The sequence below is a fragment of the Aerococcus sp. 1KP-2016 genome (assembly GCF_002252085.1).
GTDB lineage: Bacteria > Bacillota > Bacilli > Lactobacillales > Aerococcaceae > Aerococcus.
In genome coordinates, this window is record NZ_NEEY01000022.1 from 1 (window position 1) to 20,793 (window position 20,793).

Genomic DNA, 20,793 nt, shown 5'->3' on the forward strand with positions numbered 1-20,793 from the left:
AGGTTTCTTGCAACTCACTGATACTTACGCCTTCCTGTAAATATAATTTAATAAAATATTCTAATTCAGATACTGTATGTTTACTATTTGGAACGCAAAAAAACTCCCCCTAAAGTAGATTTACTTTTTTAAGTGTCTACTTTAGGGGGAGCATATCATGTCCCAACCCCCTTTTTCTTATGCTGATGTATGATCAAATGGTATATCGTCACGAATAGCGAGTAATAGTGATTGTAAATCAGGTTCACTTACGCGATCTGCATAATCCGTTAAGAGTTGATAATTCACATGATTATCGGTTATCTCTCCGAATTTAGATTGTATTTCACCGGCTTGCAATTCGAATTTCCGCAGATTTTTCTTCACTGTTGGGTTAAAATAATGCGCTGCATACTTCAATTTTTTTGCTTGCTTACGGATACTATGCACAATTTGATAGTCGCTCAAATCTGCAGTTTCTATTGCTTTTGTTAAATTAGCTTCACTTTTTTGCATACGCTTAGCTGTGTATGTTCGCCAATCTTTTTTATTACTGAATAAATCCATTGTTAATCAATTTTTACTCAAATCAATCGCATGCTTCATTTTAGCCTGATTCGTTTTATTAAAGGTACGATTCATTTCCACGCGTCTATCTTTAGCAAAGGTATTAAACAATTGGTAATAAGTCTCTGACTTAGAAGGATGTGCTATTGCATATTGGCTACAATACTGATCTAAAACATCCAATTCACGTAAGGGACCGAGCATCTGTGCAGCTTCCCCTAGACTTTGATTGATTTGTTCATATTCTTCAACTGAAATTCTTTTCTTCACGAAATGCACCAAAGCTCGGAGCGCACGAATAGCTACGCGTAAATCGTGTACAATCGTTGGGCTAAAAGGATTATTCTGATAATGTTGGTATAATTCCTTAATTTTAAGAATTTGTACTTGGAATACTTGCTTACGATTCGTCATAATGCCCTCCTCAACTTGTGGCTTAGTATTAACCTATATTATAAGGATCGCTAGCTCATTAGTAAAATAATTACATAAATAAATTTTGTAAAAAAAGGACAGGCATGCGCCTATCCTACTAAAAGGTGAATTTAATCTCTTTCGACTGTTTCTTCAAATTTTGAAAATTGGTAAGAAAAAATTGTACCTATTACTAAAGCAACAAGACACCAGATGAGCGTTGTTGTAAACGACAATCCTGATGTGGCTAATCCTTCAGTTGAGAAACTTGGAAATACTTGTGTTGGGAATAAAGCAATAGATGAACCAATGACAGTACCCAAAATAAAATGATACATTTTTGCATAATAATGGTTAAAAGCCCATTCTGCTCCTTTAGCTAAACCTAACACACATAGTAATCCACCCAAACCTAATGGAATAATGACAGAAAAATCTAATGCTGCAATTCCAGCTGCCATCTTATCGTATAAACCAAAGTAAATTAGGAAATTACTTGGCTCATACCTGGCACAATAACGCCTAAACCAATTAAAGCACCTGAGAAGAACCATGCAATAACAGAAGGTTGGACTTGGGTAACGACTTGATCACCAAAGAACATAATGCAGAAAATAACAATTGCAGTGATAGTCAGCACAAGCCAATCTGAGGTATTACGACCGTGTTCCCCAGCAGTTTTAAATAGTGATGGTAGTGTGCCAATAACAAAACCAATAAATAAGGTGATAAAAATGGCTGCATATTGACCAAAAGCTTTTTCAACAAAGATTGAAAATATCAAAATACCAATAGCAAAACCAATACCTACAGGAAGGAAGTAACGAATATTTTTCCAAAATGCTTTAAAAGGATTAGCCAAAAAGTTAATAATTTGATCGTACAATCCAAAGATTACGGCTAAAACACCACCTGATAAACCTGGTAAAATACCACCTATCCCTACTGCCGCCCCTTTAAGTACGCGGATAAACCAATCTGCTGATAAGCCAGATGTTTTTTTGTTATTCATATTTCTCCCTCATTTATAAAAAATTTGTTTATAAAGTGCATTTACCTTAAAAGTATACACAATTACTCCATTCATTGTATCAATCTTTAGTCCAAGATTCATTTTAAACAATTTAAAAATATCTTAAATCCTTCACCAATATTAAATTGGCAAAAAGTGGCTGGGACAAAAAATTAAAATCATAGATTTTTCATCCTTACAGTGTACGTTCCTTGTGAGCCGTGGGACCATTGAAAGCCAAAGTCTTTCAATTTGAAATCGAGCCAATGTCGCGATTTCATCCTCTTTCACGGCTAAAGAACTACACTTTCAGTCCTTTAACCTGTTCCCATGATATATTTCAATAAAAATTTATAAGAATTTTTCCAAAGTAAAAGGCGTACACAACGCTTATTAAGAATAATGATATTACAATGTAAGTTTTTGTAGAATTTCGGAAAGCTAAATTGAATATTTGTGAAAAAACAGCCAGATAATTTTTACCTGGCTGTTTTAGAACAATATTTGTATTCAATAGAATGATAAACATTAGGCTAGTGGTTAGCGAATGCCTCCGCCTCCGCCACCACCGAAAGAACCGCCACCACCACCAAGGCTAGAGAAACCTCCGCCACCAGATGATGCAGCAGCAGTTGCTGCCGTATGTCCATCTGAATAGGAGCGGTTCATCATAGAGCCAAAGTAAGCGTAGTAGAAGAAAGGTACATTTGAGTAAGTGGATACTTCAGTATATTCAGGATAAATTTTCTTGAATTCAGCCTCTACTTCATCTGCAATACCAAATGCTCCTGCATAAATCATCAATTCATCCCACAAGGCAACTTCCGTTGTTGAACGTTCATTCAATAACGAAAAATCTTTCAGATAATTTTTGAATTTCACAAGATTGTCTCGTAATTCAAATCCTTTTTCTGTGTATGGCACATCCGCAACTTCTTGGGCTATGTCAAAATCCGTTTTTTCTTTTGCTGATTTTGCTTTAATGCCTTGCGCTACAAAGCCATTCATTTGTAAATAATGCATTGAATAATCTGTTAATTCACGTTCAAATACTTCGATTTGTTTATAATTTTTTTCTACATATTTGGCAAATCCTGATTGGGTCACACGACCATTCTTATCCGCAACATGACGCATTAATTGTAGTAAATTCGCTGCAGGTACATCCGGATCATCGGCTTTTTGAATGTAAATTATCGCCTGATCTTGTTTACGGAGTAATCCTTTCACTTCTTCTTCTCTAATTGCGATGTATCCATGTTTTACTAAGTATAGGATACTAGCAGTAATGTAATTTTGCCTCAAATCATCGTCACTGTCGATTAATTGGTCCATGATGGCATAGGTTTGGAATACATTTTCTGTAGGTGCTTGGCGGTAATACTGGCCATCTGTTCTTTTTTCCATTTCTTTTAAGGATGGATAATACGCCCGATATTTCTTTTGTTGAGATAAATACTTACCAAAAGCAAACGTCCCAGCACCTAATGCACCAATGGCTCCGGCAGCAATAGTGCCGAAGATGATTTTAGTAGAAGTTGGGATGGAAGTGTCTGCACCTGTCGCACCATCCATCTCTTGTAAATCTTCGTAAGTAGCATTTGGATCGTAATCTTCATAATTATATGAAGAACCCTCAAATGCTTGCTCAACAAATGAATCAAAGCTACGATCTTCAATAACAAATGCGGTTGGATAGCTTGCATTCGGTATTCGAAGAAGAATCGTTACATAATTCTCTTCAGTTAAGGGCGCTGAACTAACTGCAGTAACTACCCCTTCATCATTGATATCTACTTTTCCTTCAAAACCAAAACCCCAAATACGATTATCTTCATAATTCATTTTCTGTGTGTCACTAGAAATATTTACGGTAACGGATTGAGGTGCCGGAGATAAATCTGAATTAATAAATTGCCAATAGACCATTTGATCTGTCGATGTTTGGGTGATGAAATTAGAAATTTTGTAGGATACGGTATATACGTGATTACCATATGATGTAATTCCCCAATTTAGTTCGTTGGTATTTTGACCGTAAGTACCAGCTTTCTGATCAAAGGAATCATCAATATTCCAAGAATCATTATATGTGAAAGCTTGTCCATCCATAGACACGGTATAATCTGAAATTTCTTGCACATCTTCAAGATTAAGGCCTTTATAGACTTCTGTACCCTGATCAATACTCATATCCCATTTTTCTGTGATCAATGCGGAACCATCGGCTTGTAATTGCACGTTGACGTCAATGGCATTAATTTCATTCGCAAAGACTGATTGGGGATTCACCCAAAATAACAGTAAAGCACCAAAGGCTATTAGCAAAGTAATAGCTTTTTGATGTTTTTTTACCATTGTGGCATCTCCGCTTTTTCTGCTGAATTTTCGAAGTAATCCGCTGGTTGGAATCCTGTAAAGCCAGCAATAACAGAATTCGGGAATGTCTTGATTAAACGGTTGTATTTAGTAACTGTATCATTGAAAACCATACGTGATTGACGAACGTTATTTTCGTAGGTATTTACTGAGTTCATCGTTGATTGGTATACTTCTGAAGCTTTTAAATTAGGGTACTGTTCAACTACTACATTGATTGCTTTCATTGCTTGATTGAATGCTGCATCATCTTTTTCAACGTCTTTTACAGTTGAATCTTTCGATACGTTTGAACGAGCCTCTACAATTTTTGTTAACGTTTCATACTCATGTGATTGATATTGCTTTGTTGCTGAGATTAAATTTGTTAATGCATCCCAACGAGATTCAACTTGCGCAGCAATTTGTGCCATGGCATTTGAAACCATTTCCTTCGCTTGAACAAATTTATTGTAAGCCCCGATTCCCCAAAAAATAATTACTGCGATAATAGCGATAATAATAAGCCAAACCATATTAAAACAACTCCTTCTTTTATATTGCATTCATTATACCTCAAATATTATTTTCAACAAAACAATACAACGCTTACACCTGTACAACAAAAAAGGTTAGGAATTTACCTTCCCAACCTTTTCAATATATTAATCTGCTACAATTTCAAAAGTATTGGTTAAGCTACCTAATCCTTCAATTGAAACCACAATTTCATCACCTGAATTTAGCCAATCCTGTTGATTTTCATCATAACCAAGTACAACGCCTGAAGGAGTACCTGTCAAGATAAGATCTCCCACTTGTAAAGTCATAAATTTTGAAACATAGGCAATTATTGTCGCTACATCAAAAATCATCTGGCTAGTGTTAGCCGATTGAACTAGCAACCCATTACGCAGGGTTTGAATAGTCAAATTTTGAACATCAATCTTATCCTTAGTTGTAATATAGGGGCCAACTGGTGCTGAAAAATCATTCGTTTTACCAATCAGCCATTGCCCTGATTTAAATTGTAAATCACGTACTGAAACATCGTTCCCAATTGAGTAGCCAAACACATAATTTAAGGCATCTTCGGGATCAATATTTTTCCCTGATTTACCAATGACTACCACCAATTCACCTTCATAATCGTATTGCTCTCCATGTCCAGTTAAGGGAATCACTTGTTCATTGGCTGCTAATGCGTTGTTAAATTTTGAAAATAGGATGGGTTCTTTTGGGTCGTCCCCTAATCCACTTTCATTCACATGCTCATGGTAATTCAAACCAACACAAACAATTTTTTCTGGGTGACTTACAATAGGCGCATAAATAATATCTATTTCATCTAAAAAAGTAACTTCATGAGGATGATGTAAATAATAATTTTCAATCTCTTCTAATTGCACTTGAAAATCGCCATGCATGATTGTTTTAAGATGATTAGGTATGTATACACCTAAGGTTTCACTGGCATCACCTAGGTCAATAATCCCTAATTTTGTATATATGCCCACACGGATTCTATCAGTATCCTCTATTAAATAGTATTGCAAAATCTTCATTCCATGACCTCCTAGTCGTGACCATGACTCGTAATTTTGATCACCTTTAAAATGCCCGTATTTACTTTAAAATGAATATCGAAATCACCAAAACGCATACCGTACATTCGATTAACATCTGTTTGGGTTCGTGGTCGTGGGTCTTGCGCTAATACTTCGATTAATTGATCCCTCAAATATTCAGGAACTTGTTGCATCAATTCATCAGAAATTTCAACATCAAGTTGTGTCCAATCAACTGCATCAACAAAGCCTGATTTTGCATCTTCATGAATATCCGTCTTGATATATGGTTTAACATCAAAAATTGGTGTCCCATCGAGCATGTCTACTCCTGAAATTTCCAAGGAAACTTTACCACTTTCGTCAGTATGGACTGCATCTAATTTAACTGAAGACATAGCGATTTGATTCGGACGGTATGGTGACCGAGACGCAAACACACCCACGCGAACATTTCCTCCCAGACGCGGTGGACGAACGGTAGCTTTTGTCGGACGACCCTTTTGTTCTGAAAAGTGCCATAAAATCCACAAATGCGAAAATTCTTCGATGCCCTTGAAATATTCAGCTTGGTCATATGGTGGTTCAAAATGAATCACACCCTTTGCTGCTTTCACAATCATGCTCTGTCTTGGAATACCAAATTTTTCTGTAAACGCTGTATGGATGGTACCGATTGGTTGAATTTCCATGGAATGCCTCCTTTAAAGTCTTTCGTTATCCTTAGTGTAAACTTGTTTTAATCCCTTTTGCAACTTATACTATAAGAAAGACATAATTATTTTAAGGAGTTACTATGACTGATTTAAAAAGAGTTGAACGTTTATATCAGGATTATCCTGAAATGCCTTACATTAATCCTGACCGTGATGTCGATACATTTATGGCAAAACTAGACGTACAAAAAGAACACTTGGTTCCTAAACGAAATATGGAGCGCAATGAAGATGGCCTACTTCCTGGACATATTATTCTACTTTGGCGGTTAGATCTTGGCACATTTACAACTGACTCAGCCATTCCTCGTTATTTTGAGTATATTTACGGCATTGATGCAAACACGGATTTAACTCGTCTAATCGAAAGTGGCTATGCCTACCAAATGACAGCTAAAGAAGCTTTGTATTTAGTGAATACTGGAACCTTGAAAAAAATCTTGAAGAATGCTGGCCTAAGTGGCTACTCAGCTATGAAAAAAGATGAATTGACCAAATTTGTTGCAAGTAAAATAGAAGAGGCAGACTTAGACCCTCAAATGCCTTTAAAAGCCTATACTACAACTGAAAAAGGCCATGAACTTGTCGTAAAATATGACAATATCATCCAAAAACATGGCCCTAAAGGCTAGAGTGTGACAAGAGGCGCTCAGATTTGAACCGTTGGAAGAAAATGAACTTAAAGCCCGTACTTTGGGATTTAAGGATTTTTCTGAAACGCAGTCAAATCTGCCTCTTTGAACACATTTTGATAGCGTGTGACAAGAACCGTGTTGAACAAGAAAAGGCTGGTCCAAAGTTAACTTGGCCAGCCTTTTCCTTTCACTTATTTAGTCCATGTCCAATAACATGAGGAATGTTTTTTCAGCAATAATTTTTATTTTTTCACCACGATTAGCGTATTCTTCCGCCTTTTTAAACTTAGAAGATTTTTTGCTCGCATTCAAATCTTTTTGTGAAACGATTAAATAATCAGTTTTCAAAGTGACTGATTTGCCAAGATTAGCCCCTTTGTCTAATGCAGCTTGCATAGCAGATTCCCGCGTCATTTTCACCAAATCTCCAGAGAATACCACAATTTTATCAATAAAGGATGATCTGGATTAAAATCTGTGGTCTGAGCTTTTAAATCATCCACATTGACTTTCTTAGGATATGTTTTACGATAAAAAGATTGCTTAAAATCTTGTTCACTACCATATTCAATCAGGGCATCTTGATGCAGATGATTCATGACCTCGATTGTGATAAAGCAGTCAGTTAATCCACGGTGGGCACCCTCATAGGATATTTCGTAAAATTTTGCCATGGTGCCTAGCTTGTGATTTTCAGTCGCATGAACCAATTTACGTGCCATCGTCAAAACATCTATATAGTCATTACGAACGGGATAGTTATATAATTTAACAGCAGTATCATAAATAAAGCCCAAGTCAAAATTCACATTGTATCCGACAATGATATCATCTCGTATAAAATCTAGAAAAGTTGGCAAAACTTGATCCATGGTAGGCGCTGTAGCCACCATAAAATTACTAATCCCAGTCAAGCGCGTAATAAAACTTGATATTGGTCTAGTCGGTTGAATCAAACTAGAAAATGTCCGTTCAATTTGATTATCTCGGACTCGAATCGCCGATAATTCAAGAATTTCATCCTCGTACGGCTTCAACCCAGTGGTCTCAATGTCCACCATAACATAATCTTTAGGGAAGCCAATTAAAGATCTCCCAAGATGTGGCCGGCGATTATTCTGTTGTCTATAGGCCATAACATACACTTCCTCTCGCACCGCATATTTACCGTGCATAACATATCACTATTTTACCAAAAAATAAGGCACAGCACATGTGCTATATCAAAAGGAGAACATTTCACAAATGAAAATTTTTATTGATGGGGATGGTAGCCCCACTAAAAAAGAAACCATTCAAGTGGCCAACCGCTACGGCATCCCGGTTGTCCTAGTAACCTCCATTGATCACTACTCCAACAAAGATATCCCAGAATTTGTCGAAACAATTTACGTTGATCAAGGAGCTGATGCTGCTGATTTTAAAATTATATCTCTGTTAGCACCTGGGGATATTCTCGTCACCCAAGATTATGGATTGGCTTCTTTAGCTATGGCAAAAGCTAGCATCATCCACCAGTCAGGCATGGTCTATACCGAATGGAATATTGACCGCTTACTCGCGCAACGTTATGAGGGCCAACAAATGCGTAAGCATAAATTACATACCAAAGGACCCAAACCCTTTACTGATGAAGACCGCAAAAACTTTGTCGTAGCCCTTACGAAACTTATCAAACAAGCTTAGTCTACTCGTACCAACTAATAGCAATGATTTCAATTGGATAATGATCTTCACAATAAGCTACCGCCTGCTGTAACATTTTTTCCGCATGTACATGGCTATTAGAGACAATACCTAAACCCAAAGTTGCTTGATTTAAAATATCATGGTCTGCAGTTTCAGCGATAGAAACACCGTATTGTCGACTGATTTTTGTCATCAAGCTTTGGATAATTCGTCGTTTGTCTTTCAAAGAATTACTTTCAAATATGAAGGTAATTTCTATCCCCAACAGAATCATCATTGGCAACCACCCTTCTTTTCCTATTTATAAATATTGTGACATAAAAGCCCTTACAGTCAAACATTTGAATTTGTCAGGCGCTTCATATATAGTGAATGTATCTAATCATTTTGATAGAACAATTTGCAGTGAAAGGAAGATTACATGAAAATCGCATTACTTGAACCATTACGCGTTCCTGAATCCCGCATTGAGGCGTTAGCACAACCCTTGAAAGCATCAGGGCACGAATTTACATATTATTCCGAAAAAACAACTGATCCAGCTGAATTATACGAGCGTGCCAAAGATGCAGATATCGTGATGATTGCGAATAATCCACTACCTGCTGAAGTGATTGAGAAGTTAGACAAGACAAAATTGATCAATGTTGCCTTCACTGGGGTCGATCATGTTGATAGTAAAGCTGCTAAAGATAAAGGTATTGCCATTGCCAACGCTTCAGGTTACGCAACAACTGCTGTAGCAGAATTAGCGCTAGGGTTAACTTTAGATGTTTACCGTGGTATTTCTAAGGGTAATAATGACATCCGTCAAACAAATTTCCCTGGACCTTTCCAAGGGTTAGAAATCAAAGGTAAAACGGTTGGTATCGTAGGTACTGGCAACATTGGTATTGAAACAGCAAAATTATTTAAAGCTTTCGGGGCCAAACTCATTGGCTATAACCGCTCCGAAAAAGCTGAAGCGAAACAAGCAGGTATCGAATTCGTTGAATTAGATGAGCTGTTAAAAACGGCAGATATCGTTTCTGTACATTTACCCCTAAACGATGGTACGAAACACATGTTGAATCGAGAAAAATTATCCTTAATGAAAGAAACCGCCATCATTATTAATGTAGCCCGTGGTCCAATTATTGAGAATGCAGCCCTTGCTGATTTATTGAATGATGGTAAAATTGCTGGTGCTGGTATTGACGTATTTGATGGTGAACCTCCTTTGGCAGAAAATTATCCATTATTGCACGCTAAAAATGCTATCTTAACACCTCATGTTGGATTCTTATCAGACGAAGCTATGGTATTACGAGCAGAAATTGCATTCGAAAATACTCGTGCCTTTATCGAAGGAAATCCTCAAAATATCGTTCAAGAAGCGTAAATGAATATCAAAAAAATCCCTAAAGCGATTTGCATATGCGAACGCTTTAGGGATTTTTATTATCGTCTCCCCTAGTTAAGGGCTGAACGTTTTTTCTCACATCCTGATTTAGATCGTTGATTTATTTTTTACGTATCTTCTTTCAATGTAATCTGAAAGTTTCGTCAAGATGGTGATGATAATGATGTACATTAAACCGATAATTAACCACATGCTACCTGATTGGTATGTACGTGCGATAATGATACGACCCGTTTGTGTTAATTCTACAATACCGATTACTGATAAGATTGAAGTATCTTTCAATGTAATAACGAATTGGTTAATGAATGAAGGAACCATCACTTTTACTGCTTGAGGCAAGATAACTCGGCGCATTGTTTGCGCTTTTGTTAAACCTAGGCTTCGAGCTGCTTCCGTTTGTCCTAAATCAATTGCTTGGATACCACCACGGACAATTTCACCCATGTAAGCTGCAGCATTTAGAGATAGTGTTAAGATACCTGCAACAATACTAGAAATTTGAATATTGAACATTTGAGGGATACCAAAGTAGATAAAGAATGACATTACCAATAGCGGTAACCCACGCATGATGTCGATGTATACAGTAGCGATTCCAGAAAGGACTGCGTTACCACTTGTACGCATCAAGCCTAAGAAGATACCAGCGATTGTCGCAATAATCAATGAGATAATTGCTAAGTAAACTGTTGTGCCTAAACCTTTCATCAATGCAGAGAAGTTGTTAGTAATTTGTTCAAAGAATGAATCTTTTTCAACTGCTGCAGCTTCATTAGTTGTTTCAGATGAAGAACTTTCAGCTGCTGCTGAAGATTGACCTTCATCAGCACCGTATGTTGCTAAGATTTCATCATAAGTTCCGTTAGCTTTAATGTTTTCTAAACCAGCATTGAACATTTCAATTAATTCAGGATTTTGTCCCTTTAAGACAGCAAATCCATAAGGCGCTGGACTCATTTTCTCACCGATCATGCGAAGTTCTAAACCTTGAGAAATTGCATAACCCATAACTGGTGTATCTTCTACAGCTGCTGCTGAGTTACCGGCAACTACGTCTTGATACATGTTTGGTGAATCATCAAATGTATTTACTGTAAAACCGTATTGATCAGCTAATTCAGCTGCTAGTTCGGCACCTTGTGTACCAGTCTTAACAGCAACTGATTTACCTTCTAAATCTTCTAATGATTGTACGTCAGAATTTTCTAAGACAGCGAATGAAGTACCTGATTCATAGTATGGTGTAGTAAAATCAAATGTTTGTTTACGTTCGTCTGTAATTGACATACCCGCAATCATACCATCTGCTTGCCCTGATTCAACGGCTTGAACCGCTGCATCAAAACCTAATGATTTCAATTCATATTCGAAACCTTGGTCTTCTGCGATAGCAGCCAAGATATCAACATCAATCCCTACAAACTCTCCGTCTGCATTTTGGAATTCAAATGGTGCGAATGTTGTATCAGTAGCGATTGTATATTTTTTGTCTGAAGTTGTTGTTGCTGCAGTAGATGATTGCCCTTCTTCTGCACCATATTTTGCTAAAATTTCATCGTATTTACCGTTAGCTTTAATGTTTTCTAAACCAGCATTAAACATTTCAACCAACTCAGGATTTTGTCCTTTTAAAACTGCGAATCCATAAGGTGCTGGACTCATTTTCTCACCAATCATACGAAGCTCTAAACCTTGAGAAATCGCGTAACCCATAACTGGTGTATCTTCTACAGCTGCTACAGAGTTCCCAGCAACTACATCTTGGTACATGTTAGGCGAATCATCGAATGTATTTACTGTAAAACCATATTGATCAGCTAATTCAGCAGCTAAAGTAGCACCTTGCGTACCAGTCTTAACAGCAACTGATTTGCCTTTTAAATCTTCTAACGATTGAATATCAGAACTGTCTAAAACAGCAAATGACGTTCCTGATTCATAGTATGGTGTAGTGAAATCAAACGTTTGTTTACGTTCATCAGTAATTGACATACCTGCGATCATACCATCTGCTTGGCCTGATTCAACGGCTTGAACCGCTGCATCAAAACCTAATGATTTCAATTCATATTTGAAATCTTGGTCTTCAGCAATAGCAGCAAGGATATCAACATCAATCCCTACAAAGTCGCCATTTTCATCTTGAAACTCAAATGGGGCGAATGTTGTATCTGTAGCGATTGTATATGTCTTATCACTACTCGCTGTTTCTGTTGCAAAGGCAACTTTTGGTGCAACTGTAAATAATAATGTCATTAAACTAGCAATAAAAATAAGCCATGATTGCTTTTTAAATTTAATCATACAATTCCCTCTAATCTTTCCTCAGTATATTATAATCTTTTAATAGATATGCTGTATTATACCCTCATTTTCATAAAAAAGAAAAGAAAACTTCACGTAATGTGTTAGATTTTATAACACAAATCACTTTTTATATAAAAATCTTCATACTGTTTGTCAAAATATCTTCAAATTGATTTTTTAAAAACAATAAATGTTCGGTAGCATGCAAAAAATGCTACAATAACTACATATATTATGCACATAGAATACGTGACAAGGAGTATAAGCATGGCAAAAGCGAAAAAGACAAATGTAATGCGTATTTTAGACCAACATAAAATCGCATATGAAGAAAAAATATTACCAGATGACTATGAAGTGAACCATGGGGAAGATATTGCGCTTGCTTTAGGCATAGACCCTAACAAACAATTTAAAACATTGGTTACTCAGGGTAAATCAAAAGATTATTTTGTGTTTTTAGTTCCCGTAAATAAAGAGTTAGATTTAAAAGCAGCTGCTGAATCTGTGAATGAAAAAAATGTCCATATGATCCCGCAAAAAGATTTAGAACCTTTAACCGGATACGTCCACGGCGGATGCTCTCCTATTGGCATGAAGAAAGAATTTGTTACTGTAATCGATGAATCGGCTTTAAACTACGAATCCATTACTTTCTCCGCAGGTAAACGTGGCTTTTTATTGGAAGCACCTGTTGCACCATTAAAAGATGTCATCAAAGATTTATCCTACGCCCCAATTATGACGGATTAATATTTTGTTTATTTGTAGTTTAATGTTTCAAAAGCTCAAATAAGTAAATAAATACGCATAATAATGAAGCATACTGACTGAAAAAGGACTGAGCATATAAAAACTCAGTCCTTTTTTCTTAACGAATATCCATATATACAGTGTCTGATGGCACCACTCGAGCACCAAAAGGCGTGAAGGATAGGATAGCTAATTTAAATTGTTGTTTAGCAAACGGTATACCAATAATGGTAATAGCTAGAATCGCTGCAAAAAATAGATGCATGATAGCTAGTTCTAATCCACCAAACAGAATCCATAAAATATTTAACAAGAAGTTGCCTAACCCATCTTGGTCTCGAACAACGTCTTTACCAAAAGGCATGAAAGACAATCCTGCCATTTTAAAGCATTGCAAACCGATTGGAATACCAACAATAGTTAAGCACCATAAACAACCCACAGCTAACCATGAAATAGCAGAGATGATGCCGCCTGCTATCATCCAAATAATATTTCCTAAACAACCCATATATATCGTCCCTTTCATTTCAAAAACATATGTATTATGTTTATAATGATATAGGAAAGAGATGATATTGGCATCATACTTTAGCTGTAATTATCGTATTTTGCCTAAACGCACCTAAATATATACCAGTGAAGTAATCAGGAGGACCTATATGACAGACATTCAATTAATCGCCATCGATATGGATTACACCCTACTTAATGATCAAGGAAAAGCACCTGAAGTTTTTGAAGACCAAGTTCAAGCATTAAAATCTGAGGGTGTGAAAGTGGCTTTAGCATCAGGTAGACCACTATATACGCTACAAACAATGTTTCCAAACTTGGTTGACGATCTCGTTTTTGTTTCTGATAATGGCGCAACCATTACCTATCAAGGGGAACAAATCTTTAATTCAATTATTCCAACGGATGGCTACCAACAATTAATGAATGATACACTTCATCAAAAACAATTTTCCAGCATACCCATTCTATGTGGCCTAGATGCAGCATATATTCCAAAAGCCCATAACCAGTATGATAATACTTACCGAGACTTCTATTCCATTATTCACTACTACGACAATTTTGATCATGTCGATACTGTCGCCAATAAATTCACTATTTTTACTCCTGATAAAGATTCCGTTGAACAATATCATGCCTATTATAATGAAGCTTGGGGCGATCAATTTTCAGTGACAACATCTGGCCAGGAATGGATCGATGTTATGAATAAAAATATTGATAAAGGTCGCGGCATGCAGGAACTTTCAAAACTATTCAACATTCCTACTGACAACATGATGGCATTTGGCGATAATTACAATGATATTGAAATGTTAAGTACTGTAAAATACTCCTTTGCAATGGCAAATGCACACGAAGATATTAAACAACATGCTAACTTCCAAGCCCCTTCTAACAATGATCAAGGTGTTGCACAAATCATTCAAAAAGTATTAGATGGTAAATTAGCTTAGATACAACGACAAAAGCCAAGGATTGCGGTCCTTGGCTTTCTTTTATTATCGATGAATACGGCTCTATACATGACCATTTTCAGTACGCTTAGTAACACTAATTCTACATGTTATAAGCTACTCTCCATTAAACATCCTGGTAAGACCAAATGGATCTCCAAACATGCCAAAAATAGAAGACCACTCTGTTTCTGATAAAGGTAAAGTGACTTAGCACCCATTATCTAGTGCATTCTGGAAAAAATCCTTTGCTTTTGTAACTTCAGCATCATCATTTTGATCGAAAGTAAAACAAATATTTGACCCAGAATGATCCACTTCTTGATTACCAAAATTATCAGATAAATAAATTAAATTGTCAAAGACTTTAAAACTTGCGTTCATAATGAATTCACTTGGCTTTTCAGGAATCTGATCTTCTGGTACACCTGCAAACATTCCATCAGAGCCATAGACGATATTGATATCTTCAGCACCGAGTTTTTCATAAAAATATAAAACCTCTTTAGAATGGGCAAAATTAAGATATGGAATTACTTTCATGATACTGCTTCCTATTTTGTGAGCGTTTACTTACATGTAAAATATATCAATTCCTAAACTTAATGTCGCATTTTAAGACACAAAATAGCAAAAAAGTGATCAGCTGACAGGCTGATCACTTTTACACATTAATTAAACAATCCTAATTTATCACAAGCCTTATAAATACCGTCATTCCACACTTCACTGGTGACAAAATCAGCACTTTCCTTCACGCGGTCCGTTCCGTTACCCATAGCAACAGCTGTGCCAACGTGACCGAACATTTCTAAATCATTATTGGCATCACCAAAAGCAAAGGTATCTTTTGCATCAATATTCAAAGCTTGTAGAATAAGATCTATTCCTTTTGCTTTCGAAACACCTAGAGGATAAATATCTACATGTGTTGCCCCAGTTTGAACGGCTTTTAGAGAAGTAAGCCAATCCGAAATCAAACGGACATCATCAACAGTCACCATCATTTGCAATACATCCTCAGGATACGCATGATCATCTAAATAGGTCACTTTATCTGTATATGCTTTTACATGATGTGATTGGGGTAGAATGTGAATACCCTTTTTGGTGTCAAAGAAAGCAGGTAATTCTCTTTGCCGCATTTGATCAATCACTGGTAGCACTAAATCTTGCGGGATATAGTTTTGATATAATAGGTCATTCTCCAAATATGCAGCTTGACCATTTGAAGTGATAAAGGAATCAATTTGTAGTAATTCGCCAATTCCTTTAGTCATTTCTTTCCAACGACCAGTTGCAATGATTGGTAATACGCCATTTGCTTTCAGCTTTTCAATGGCAATTTTTGTTGAATCAGGCACTTGTTCATGAATTGGACGGTCGTATTTTGTTGGATCAAATAAGGTGCCATCAATATCAAAAAATGCTACACGTTCTATCTTCATTAAAGTGCCCCTCTTCATCTAAAATTGTACAATTGATTAAATATGCTGAATGGCTTTAATATTCGCAATTGCTTCAGTCACAATTTGATGATCTTCTTCCTGAACTAAACCAGATACACATATAGCGCCTAAAACTTGTCCCTGAACATTTATTGGAAAACCACCACCTGCAATGCCAAAGGAATCATCTTCAGCCCACGTTTGATACAATTCATTGTTTTCTAAATTATATCAAACAAACATGGAAGAGTGGCCACTATTCAACACTGTTTTTCTTTTTCTTTCTAGCCAGGGACTTTCTTTCAGCCATACTAATGAAAAATACGCTCTTTCACCTGCCCAATAATGTCAGCCATGGCAATTGTATCCGCAATTGGCATCCGGTCGCTTTCCATTCTCCCGTGTTTAATCATCTCTACGGTGTGACTTATCTCACCATAAAAATCATCCACAATATAGCCTAAATCAAAATGTTTTGCTTCCTGCCCATTCAAAGTTAAATCATAAGCAGTAGGTCGATGGAAATCATGAACCACAATTTCTCCTTTAGTACCCGTAATCACAGCTTTTGTTTCTGTTTGTCGGTCAAAGGCAGATTCCAACACCGCTTCCATACCATTTACGTCAAATTTTGCGTGCACATAAATTTCAATGTGATTAGGATGGAGTTCATAAGATACATCTTTCAAGACGTATTCGCCAGGCAGTAAACCTTGCATTAATCCTGCATTGTATATGCCCATATCCAATAAGCATCCTCCAGGTCCCTCTTGAAAATGATAACTAGATGATGCTTCATCAAATACTCTACACAGGGATGTTGTGATTTTGATGATTTTCCCAATTTCACCCGCTTTTATGCGGGCTGATACTGCCTCATATGTTGGTGTAAATCGGTTTTTCATTGCTTCCATGAAGAAAACTGGATGCTTTTCATGTGCATTCGCAATTGCCTTTGCCTCAGATACGTTCATGGTTGCTGGTTTCTCACAAAGCACAGCTTTATTCGCAGCCATCGCTTTAAGGACCCACTCTTCATGAAATTGATGCGGTAAGGCGATGTAAACAGCGTCAACTTGAGCGTCATCTAGGACAGCCTGGTACGAATCATACGCCACTTGGCAGGGATGTTGTGCTTGAAAGGCTTTAGCCTTCTCCAAAGTTCGATTCGAAACCGCATATAATCTTGTGTCTTCAACCTGTGCTAAACTGTTGACAAAGCGATGGGCGATGGTACCCGCTCCAATAATTCCCCAATTAATCATCTAGTGCTCCTTCTGCAATCGTGGCATATTTAGCCGCTACTTGCTTGTTATTTTCATTATAATTTGACATGTATATCATAGAATAGAGTAAATTAAAGATGTACTCTATCGCAATTTGAGAAGAAAAAGTCCCTATTTTCAATGAATCCATTGTTTCCAAATCAACCGTCGTGAGCCAGTAAGTTGTTTTGTCTGTTAGCACGGATGCATCTCTTGAAGAAATTAAAACTGTCGGTACTTTCTTCAAAGCTAACATTTCCAAATACTTTTCATATTTAAGCGAATCTGCCCTATATGAAGTGAAAATGGCACAATCATCTGCTTGTATATTTGCTGCCACCCAAGCCCCATTAGCGTATTCTTCTGCTATTACAATAAAAATACCCAATTTGGTCATCTTACTTTGGAAAGATCGTGCTGTAACCTGCGTATCACCTTTCGCAAAGATAAATATCCGATTAGCCTGGCGACATACATTTGCAACCTAATCGAGTATCCCGTAATCCAAATTTGCTTGCATCGCTGTGATTGTTTGGGTTGTTAAATCTGCCATCTTCTTTGCTATTTGTGCCGTAGTGTCATTTGCTGCAAAGGGGAAATCCGCGTCCACTGGCACTTGTGTGTATCGTTGCGCTTGTGCTAGCGCAATTAAAGCCACACGGAAATCTCTAAATCCGTCATAACCAAGTTTTTGTGTCAAACGAATAATGGCTGAATGGGATGTATATGTTTTAGTTGCCAAATCTGCCAAAGTCATTTGACTGGTTTCCAAAAGGTTGCCCATGATATAGGCAGCAATCCTTTTTTCGTTTGGTGTAAATTGACTATCTTGTTTTAATGCCTGGATTAAATTCATATGCGCACCTTTCTGCAAGGGTTTTCTATTTCATATTGTACTCGAAATTACTGACCTTGCCTATATGTAGGATTTATTTGGACGAAATGTTCAAATACCGCGTAATCGCTACCACCATTTTAAAACTTTCCACCAGAATGAGGGAATCTACTATCATTTTGGTGAATTTCTCGTTATATTTAATGCATCAAAAAACTACATGGAGGGATTTACATGTTACAAATCGCTTATATCGGCAACGGAAAATCTACAAACCGTTATCACTTACCTTTCTCTAGTCGTTTACCAGAAATCGCCAATGTCAAAACCATTTACTCACGCTCGGGCAACAGTGCATGGCCAAGTCATGAAGGCATTCAGTATACAAGTGACATCAATGATATATATCAAGATGAAGCAATTAACTTAGTGGTAATCACTACACCTAGCCATACCCATTACCAATTAGCTAAGGAAACACTTGAAGCCGGAAAAAATGTTTTAGTCGAAAAACCTTTTGCTGAAACATACGCTCAAGCCAAAGAATTATTTGAATTAGCCAAATCAAAAAATTTATTTATTCAATGTTACCAAAATCGTCGTTACGATTCTGACTTTCTGACAACGCAAAAAGTCATTGAATCTGGTGTTCTTGGTGATTTAATCGATGTTGAAATCCATTATGACCGACCTGAATCATCTGAAGGTGCTGATTACAGTCTAATTGATTCCTATACATATGGCTTAGGTAGTCATTCATTAGATCAAGCTATTTCTTACTTTGGTATGCCCGATGACATCCATTACGATACCCGTCAGCTACTAGGTCCCGGCCATATGAATGACTACTTTGATTTTGACTTAAACTATGGCAATTTAAAAGTTGCTGTTTCAGGCTCATTAATGCGCTATAAAGCTCGTCCATCTTTTGCCATCTATGGTAAAAATGGTTCATTCATTAAGGAAACAAAAGACCGTCAAGAGGAATTCTTGAAATTATTCTATATGCCAGACCAACCTGGTTTCGGTATTGATGCGCCCGAACATTACGGTACTTTGACATACAAAGACGAAACAGGTAAATTCCATAAAGAATTAGTAGTATCTGAAGTTGGTGATTACCGTCAAGTTTATCGTGATATTTATGAAACAATTATCCTTGGTAAAGAAAAAGTGGTCAAAGATGAGGAAACATTATTAGTTATGCAGATTATGGAAGACGGCCAAGTCGATTTAATTTAAAGCATTAAGCAGAAAGGATACGCACATGAAATTAGGTATATTAGGTGGCGGTAAAATTGTCGTGGATTTCTTATCAATGGTTCATGATATACCGTCAATCACATTATCCGCCCTTTTATCATCAGAACGTTCATTGCAAAAAAATCTAGAAATGGCCGATGACCATGGTATTACAGCTGTGTATACGGATATCGATGCATTACTAGCTAGTGACATAGATACCGTGTATATTGCTTTGCCAAACCATTTACATTTTGCTTTCGCCAAAAAATCGCTGCAAGCTGGTAAACATGTCATTTGTGAAAAGCCATTTACCATTAATACCACACAATTAGAAGAATTGGAAGCAATTGCCTTATCAAAAGATTTAATCTTACTAGAAGCAATTACCAACCAATATTTTGCCAACTTTGAAGCAATCAAGGACGACATCCAAAAACTGGGTGAATTAAAAATTGTCGAAGCCAATTATTCGCAATATTCTTCTCGTTACGATGCCTTCAAAAATGGCGAAACTCTACCTGCTTTTGATCCCAAAAAAGCTGGTGGTGCCTTAATGGATATTAATATTTACAATCTACATTTAATGGTAGGCTTGTTTGGCAAACCTCGATCAAGCCATTACTATGCTAATGTGGAACGTGGTATTGATACCTCAGGGATGTTGATGTTAGATTATGGTGACTTTAAGGCCGTATGTATTGGTTCCAAAGATACCGAAGCTCCTATTAAATCAACTATTCAAGGGCGAAATGGTGCAATCATCATTAATGGACCAACAAATTCCCTTGAAAGCTATTCCTTAAATCTACGCGGTCAGGAGGCAATTGACAAAGATCAACGCATTCACAACCACCGCATGTATCAAGAATTTGTAACATTTGAACGCATCATTGAAACGCATGATATGGATGCTGTGAAAAAAGCGTTAACCCATTCAAAAATTGTCATGGAAATCGTCGATGAAGCTTTAAAAACAGCTTACATCCACCTTGGTTAAGGCCAAATTAAAAAGAGGCTGGGACAAAAGATTAAAATCATAGATTTTTCGTCCTTACACTGTACGTTCCTTGTGAGCCGTGGGACCATTGAAAGCCAAGGTCTTTCAATTTGAAATCGAGCCAA

23 protein-coding genes and 2 pseudogenes are annotated in these 20,793 nt (G+C 36.9%); 7 read left to right on the plus strand and 18 right to left on the minus strand.

Annotated elements, in window-relative coordinates:
• Window positions 1–177 precede the first annotated feature (177 nt).
• The 7 genes and pseudogenes from B9P78_RS05400 to tsaA all read right to left on the minus strand — a co-directional run bounded on the left by B9P78_RS05400 (window position 178) and on the right by tsaA (window position 6,590).
• Window positions 178–960, minus strand: a pseudogene (locus B9P78_RS05400) (CHAD domain-containing protein).
• Between the two features lie 131 nt (window positions 961–1,091).
• Complete coding sequence (locus B9P78_RS10545) at window positions 1,092–1,421, minus strand: undecaprenyl phosphate translocase family protein (protein WP_255377084.1); 330 nt, start codon at window positions 1,419–1,421, stop codon at window positions 1,092–1,094.
• A 23-nt stretch (window positions 1,422–1,444) separates the two neighbouring features.
• Window positions 1,445–1,972 carry an undecaprenyl phosphate translocase family protein gene (locus tag B9P78_RS10550; RefSeq protein ID WP_255377085.1) on the minus strand — a complete coding sequence of 176 codons (528 nt, stop codon included), beginning with the start codon at window positions 1,970–1,972 and terminating at the stop codon, window positions 1,445–1,447.
• 540 nt (window positions 1,973–2,512) lie between these two features.
• Window positions 2,513–4,330 carry a DUF2207 domain-containing protein gene (locus B9P78_RS05410; RefSeq protein WP_094518489.1) on the minus strand — a complete coding sequence of 606 codons (1,818 nt, stop codon included), beginning with the start codon at window positions 4,328–4,330 and terminating at the stop codon, window positions 2,513–2,515.
• On the minus strand, window positions 4,324–4,866 hold the full coding sequence (locus tag B9P78_RS05415) for a LemA family protein (protein WP_094518490.1): 543 nt from the start codon (window positions 4,864–4,866) through the stop codon (window positions 4,324–4,326). The genes B9P78_RS05410 and B9P78_RS05415 overlap by 7 nt, the downstream gene beginning before the upstream one ends.
• 129 nt (window positions 4,867–4,995) lie before the next feature.
• Entirely contained in the window at window positions 4,996–5,895 is a 900-nt protein-coding gene (locus B9P78_RS05420) for a fumarylacetoacetate hydrolase family protein (RefSeq protein ID WP_094518491.1), read from the minus strand.
• 11 nt (window positions 5,896–5,906) lie between these two features.
• Window positions 5,907–6,590 (minus strand): tRNA (N6-threonylcarbamoyladenosine(37)-N6)-methyltransferase TrmO, encoded by a 684-nt coding sequence (tsaA, locus tag B9P78_RS05425; protein WP_094518492.1) that lies wholly within the window; start codon window positions 6,588–6,590, stop codon window positions 5,907–5,909.
• A 104-nt stretch (window positions 6,591–6,694) separates the two neighbouring features.
• On the opposite strand from tsaA, the gene B9P78_RS05430 reads away from it, so the two are divergent.
• The gene (locus B9P78_RS05430) at window positions 6,695–7,246 is read left to right on the plus strand and encodes a hypothetical protein (RefSeq protein ID WP_094518493.1); all 552 of its coding nucleotides are present in this window, start codon (window positions 6,695–6,697) and stop codon (window positions 7,244–7,246) included.
• A 198-nt stretch (window positions 7,247–7,444) separates the two neighbouring features.
• On the opposite strand, the gene B9P78_RS10200 is transcribed toward B9P78_RS05430, so the two are convergent.
• Entirely contained in the window at window positions 7,445–7,645 is a 201-nt protein-coding gene (locus B9P78_RS10200) for a hypothetical protein (RefSeq protein WP_233487741.1), read from the minus strand.
• 20 nt (window positions 7,646–7,665) lie between these two features.
• Window positions 7,666–8,385 (minus strand): PolC-type DNA polymerase III, encoded by a 720-nt coding sequence (locus B9P78_RS05435; RefSeq protein WP_233487742.1) that lies wholly within the window; start codon window positions 8,383–8,385, stop codon window positions 7,666–7,668.
• A 109-nt stretch (window positions 8,386–8,494) separates the two neighbouring features.
• Here B9P78_RS05435 and B9P78_RS05440 point away from each other — a divergent pair, with 109 nt between their 5' ends.
• Entirely contained in the window at window positions 8,495–8,935 is a 441-nt protein-coding gene (locus tag B9P78_RS05440) for a YaiI/YqxD family protein (RefSeq protein ID WP_094518494.1), read from the plus strand.
• 1 nt (window position 8,936) lies between these two features.
• Here B9P78_RS05440 and B9P78_RS05445 read toward each other — a convergent pair whose 3' ends face one another.
• Complete coding sequence (locus B9P78_RS05445; RefSeq protein WP_233487743.1) at window positions 8,937–9,215, minus strand: DUF503 domain-containing protein; 279 nt, start codon at window positions 9,213–9,215, stop codon at window positions 8,937–8,939.
• 144 nt (window positions 9,216–9,359) lie between these two features.
• On the opposite strand from B9P78_RS05445, the gene B9P78_RS05450 reads away from it, so the two are divergent.
• Window positions 9,360–10,319 carry a 2-hydroxyacid dehydrogenase gene (locus tag B9P78_RS05450; RefSeq protein WP_094518495.1) on the plus strand — a complete coding sequence of 320 codons (960 nt, stop codon included), beginning with the start codon at window positions 9,360–9,362 and terminating at the stop codon, window positions 10,317–10,319.
• Between the two features lie 108 nt (window positions 10,320–10,427).
• On the opposite strand, the gene B9P78_RS05455 is transcribed toward B9P78_RS05450, so the two are convergent.
• Window positions 10,428–12,647: an amino acid ABC transporter substrate-binding protein/permease gene (locus B9P78_RS05455; protein ID WP_233487744.1), complete on the minus strand. Its 2,220-nt coding sequence runs from the start codon at window positions 12,645–12,647 to the stop codon at window positions 10,428–10,430.
• Window positions 12,648–12,917: 270 nt separating this feature from the next.
• Here B9P78_RS05455 and ybaK point away from each other — a divergent pair, with 270 nt between their 5' ends.
• The gene (gene ybaK, locus B9P78_RS05460) at window positions 12,918–13,403 is read left to right on the plus strand and encodes a Cys-tRNA(Pro) deacylase (protein WP_094518496.1); all 486 of its coding nucleotides are present in this window, start codon (window positions 12,918–12,920) and stop codon (window positions 13,401–13,403) included.
• A 118-nt stretch (window positions 13,404–13,521) separates the two neighbouring features.
• Here ybaK and B9P78_RS05465 read toward each other — a convergent pair whose 3' ends face one another.
• The gene (locus tag B9P78_RS05465; protein ID WP_094518497.1) at window positions 13,522–13,914 is read right to left on the minus strand and encodes a YccF domain-containing protein; all 393 of its coding nucleotides are present in this window, start codon (window positions 13,912–13,914) and stop codon (window positions 13,522–13,524) included.
• Window positions 13,915–14,065: 151 nt separating this feature from the next.
• Between B9P78_RS05465 and B9P78_RS05470 the strand changes: the two genes are divergently transcribed.
• The gene (locus tag B9P78_RS05470) at window positions 14,066–14,878 is read left to right on the plus strand and encodes an HAD family hydrolase (protein WP_094518498.1); all 813 of its coding nucleotides are present in this window, start codon (window positions 14,066–14,068) and stop codon (window positions 14,876–14,878) included.
• Between the two features lie 210 nt (window positions 14,879–15,088).
• Here B9P78_RS05470 and B9P78_RS05475 read toward each other — a convergent pair whose 3' ends face one another.
• From B9P78_RS05475 to B9P78_RS10210, 6 genes and pseudogenes are all read right to left on the minus strand, one after another.
• A complete protein-coding gene (locus tag B9P78_RS05475; protein ID WP_094518499.1) occupies window positions 15,089–15,421 on the minus strand; it encodes a hypothetical protein in 333 nt (110 codons plus the stop codon).
• A 128-nt stretch (window positions 15,422–15,549) separates the two neighbouring features.
• The gene (locus B9P78_RS05480) at window positions 15,550–16,326 is read right to left on the minus strand and encodes a Cof-type HAD-IIB family hydrolase (protein ID WP_094518500.1); all 777 of its coding nucleotides are present in this window, start codon (window positions 16,324–16,326) and stop codon (window positions 15,550–15,552) included.
• Window positions 16,327–16,362: 36 nt separating this feature from the next.
• A complete protein-coding gene (locus B9P78_RS05485; RefSeq protein ID WP_233487745.1) occupies window positions 16,363–16,536 on the minus strand; it encodes a heme-binding protein in 174 nt (57 codons plus the stop codon).
• A 101-nt stretch (window positions 16,537–16,637) separates the two neighbouring features.
• On the minus strand, window positions 16,638–17,591 hold the full coding sequence (locus B9P78_RS05490) for a Gfo/Idh/MocA family protein (RefSeq protein WP_094518501.1): 954 nt from the start codon (window positions 17,589–17,591) through the stop codon (window positions 16,638–16,640).
• Window positions 17,584–18,048 (minus strand): annotated as a pseudogene (locus B9P78_RS10205) (MurR/RpiR family transcriptional regulator); the annotation flags it as partial. The pseudogene B9P78_RS10205 and the gene B9P78_RS05490, both read right to left, overlap by 8 nt.
• A gap of 27 nt (window positions 18,049–18,075) precedes the next feature.
• Entirely contained in the window at window positions 18,076–18,447 is a 372-nt protein-coding gene (locus B9P78_RS10210) for a MurR/RpiR family transcriptional regulator (RefSeq protein ID WP_233487746.1), read from the minus strand.
• A gap of 213 nt (window positions 18,448–18,660) precedes the next feature.
• Between B9P78_RS10210 and B9P78_RS05500 the strand changes: the two genes are divergently transcribed.
• A complete protein-coding gene (locus B9P78_RS05500; RefSeq protein ID WP_094518502.1) occupies window positions 18,661–19,668 on the plus strand; it encodes a Gfo/Idh/MocA family oxidoreductase in 1,008 nt (335 codons plus the stop codon).
• Window positions 19,669–19,693: 25 nt separating this feature from the next.
• The gene (locus B9P78_RS05505) at window positions 19,694–20,668 is read left to right on the plus strand and encodes a Gfo/Idh/MocA family protein (RefSeq protein WP_094518503.1); all 975 of its coding nucleotides are present in this window, start codon (window positions 19,694–19,696) and stop codon (window positions 20,666–20,668) included.
• The last annotated feature ends 125 nt before the right edge of the window (window positions 20,669–20,793 follow it).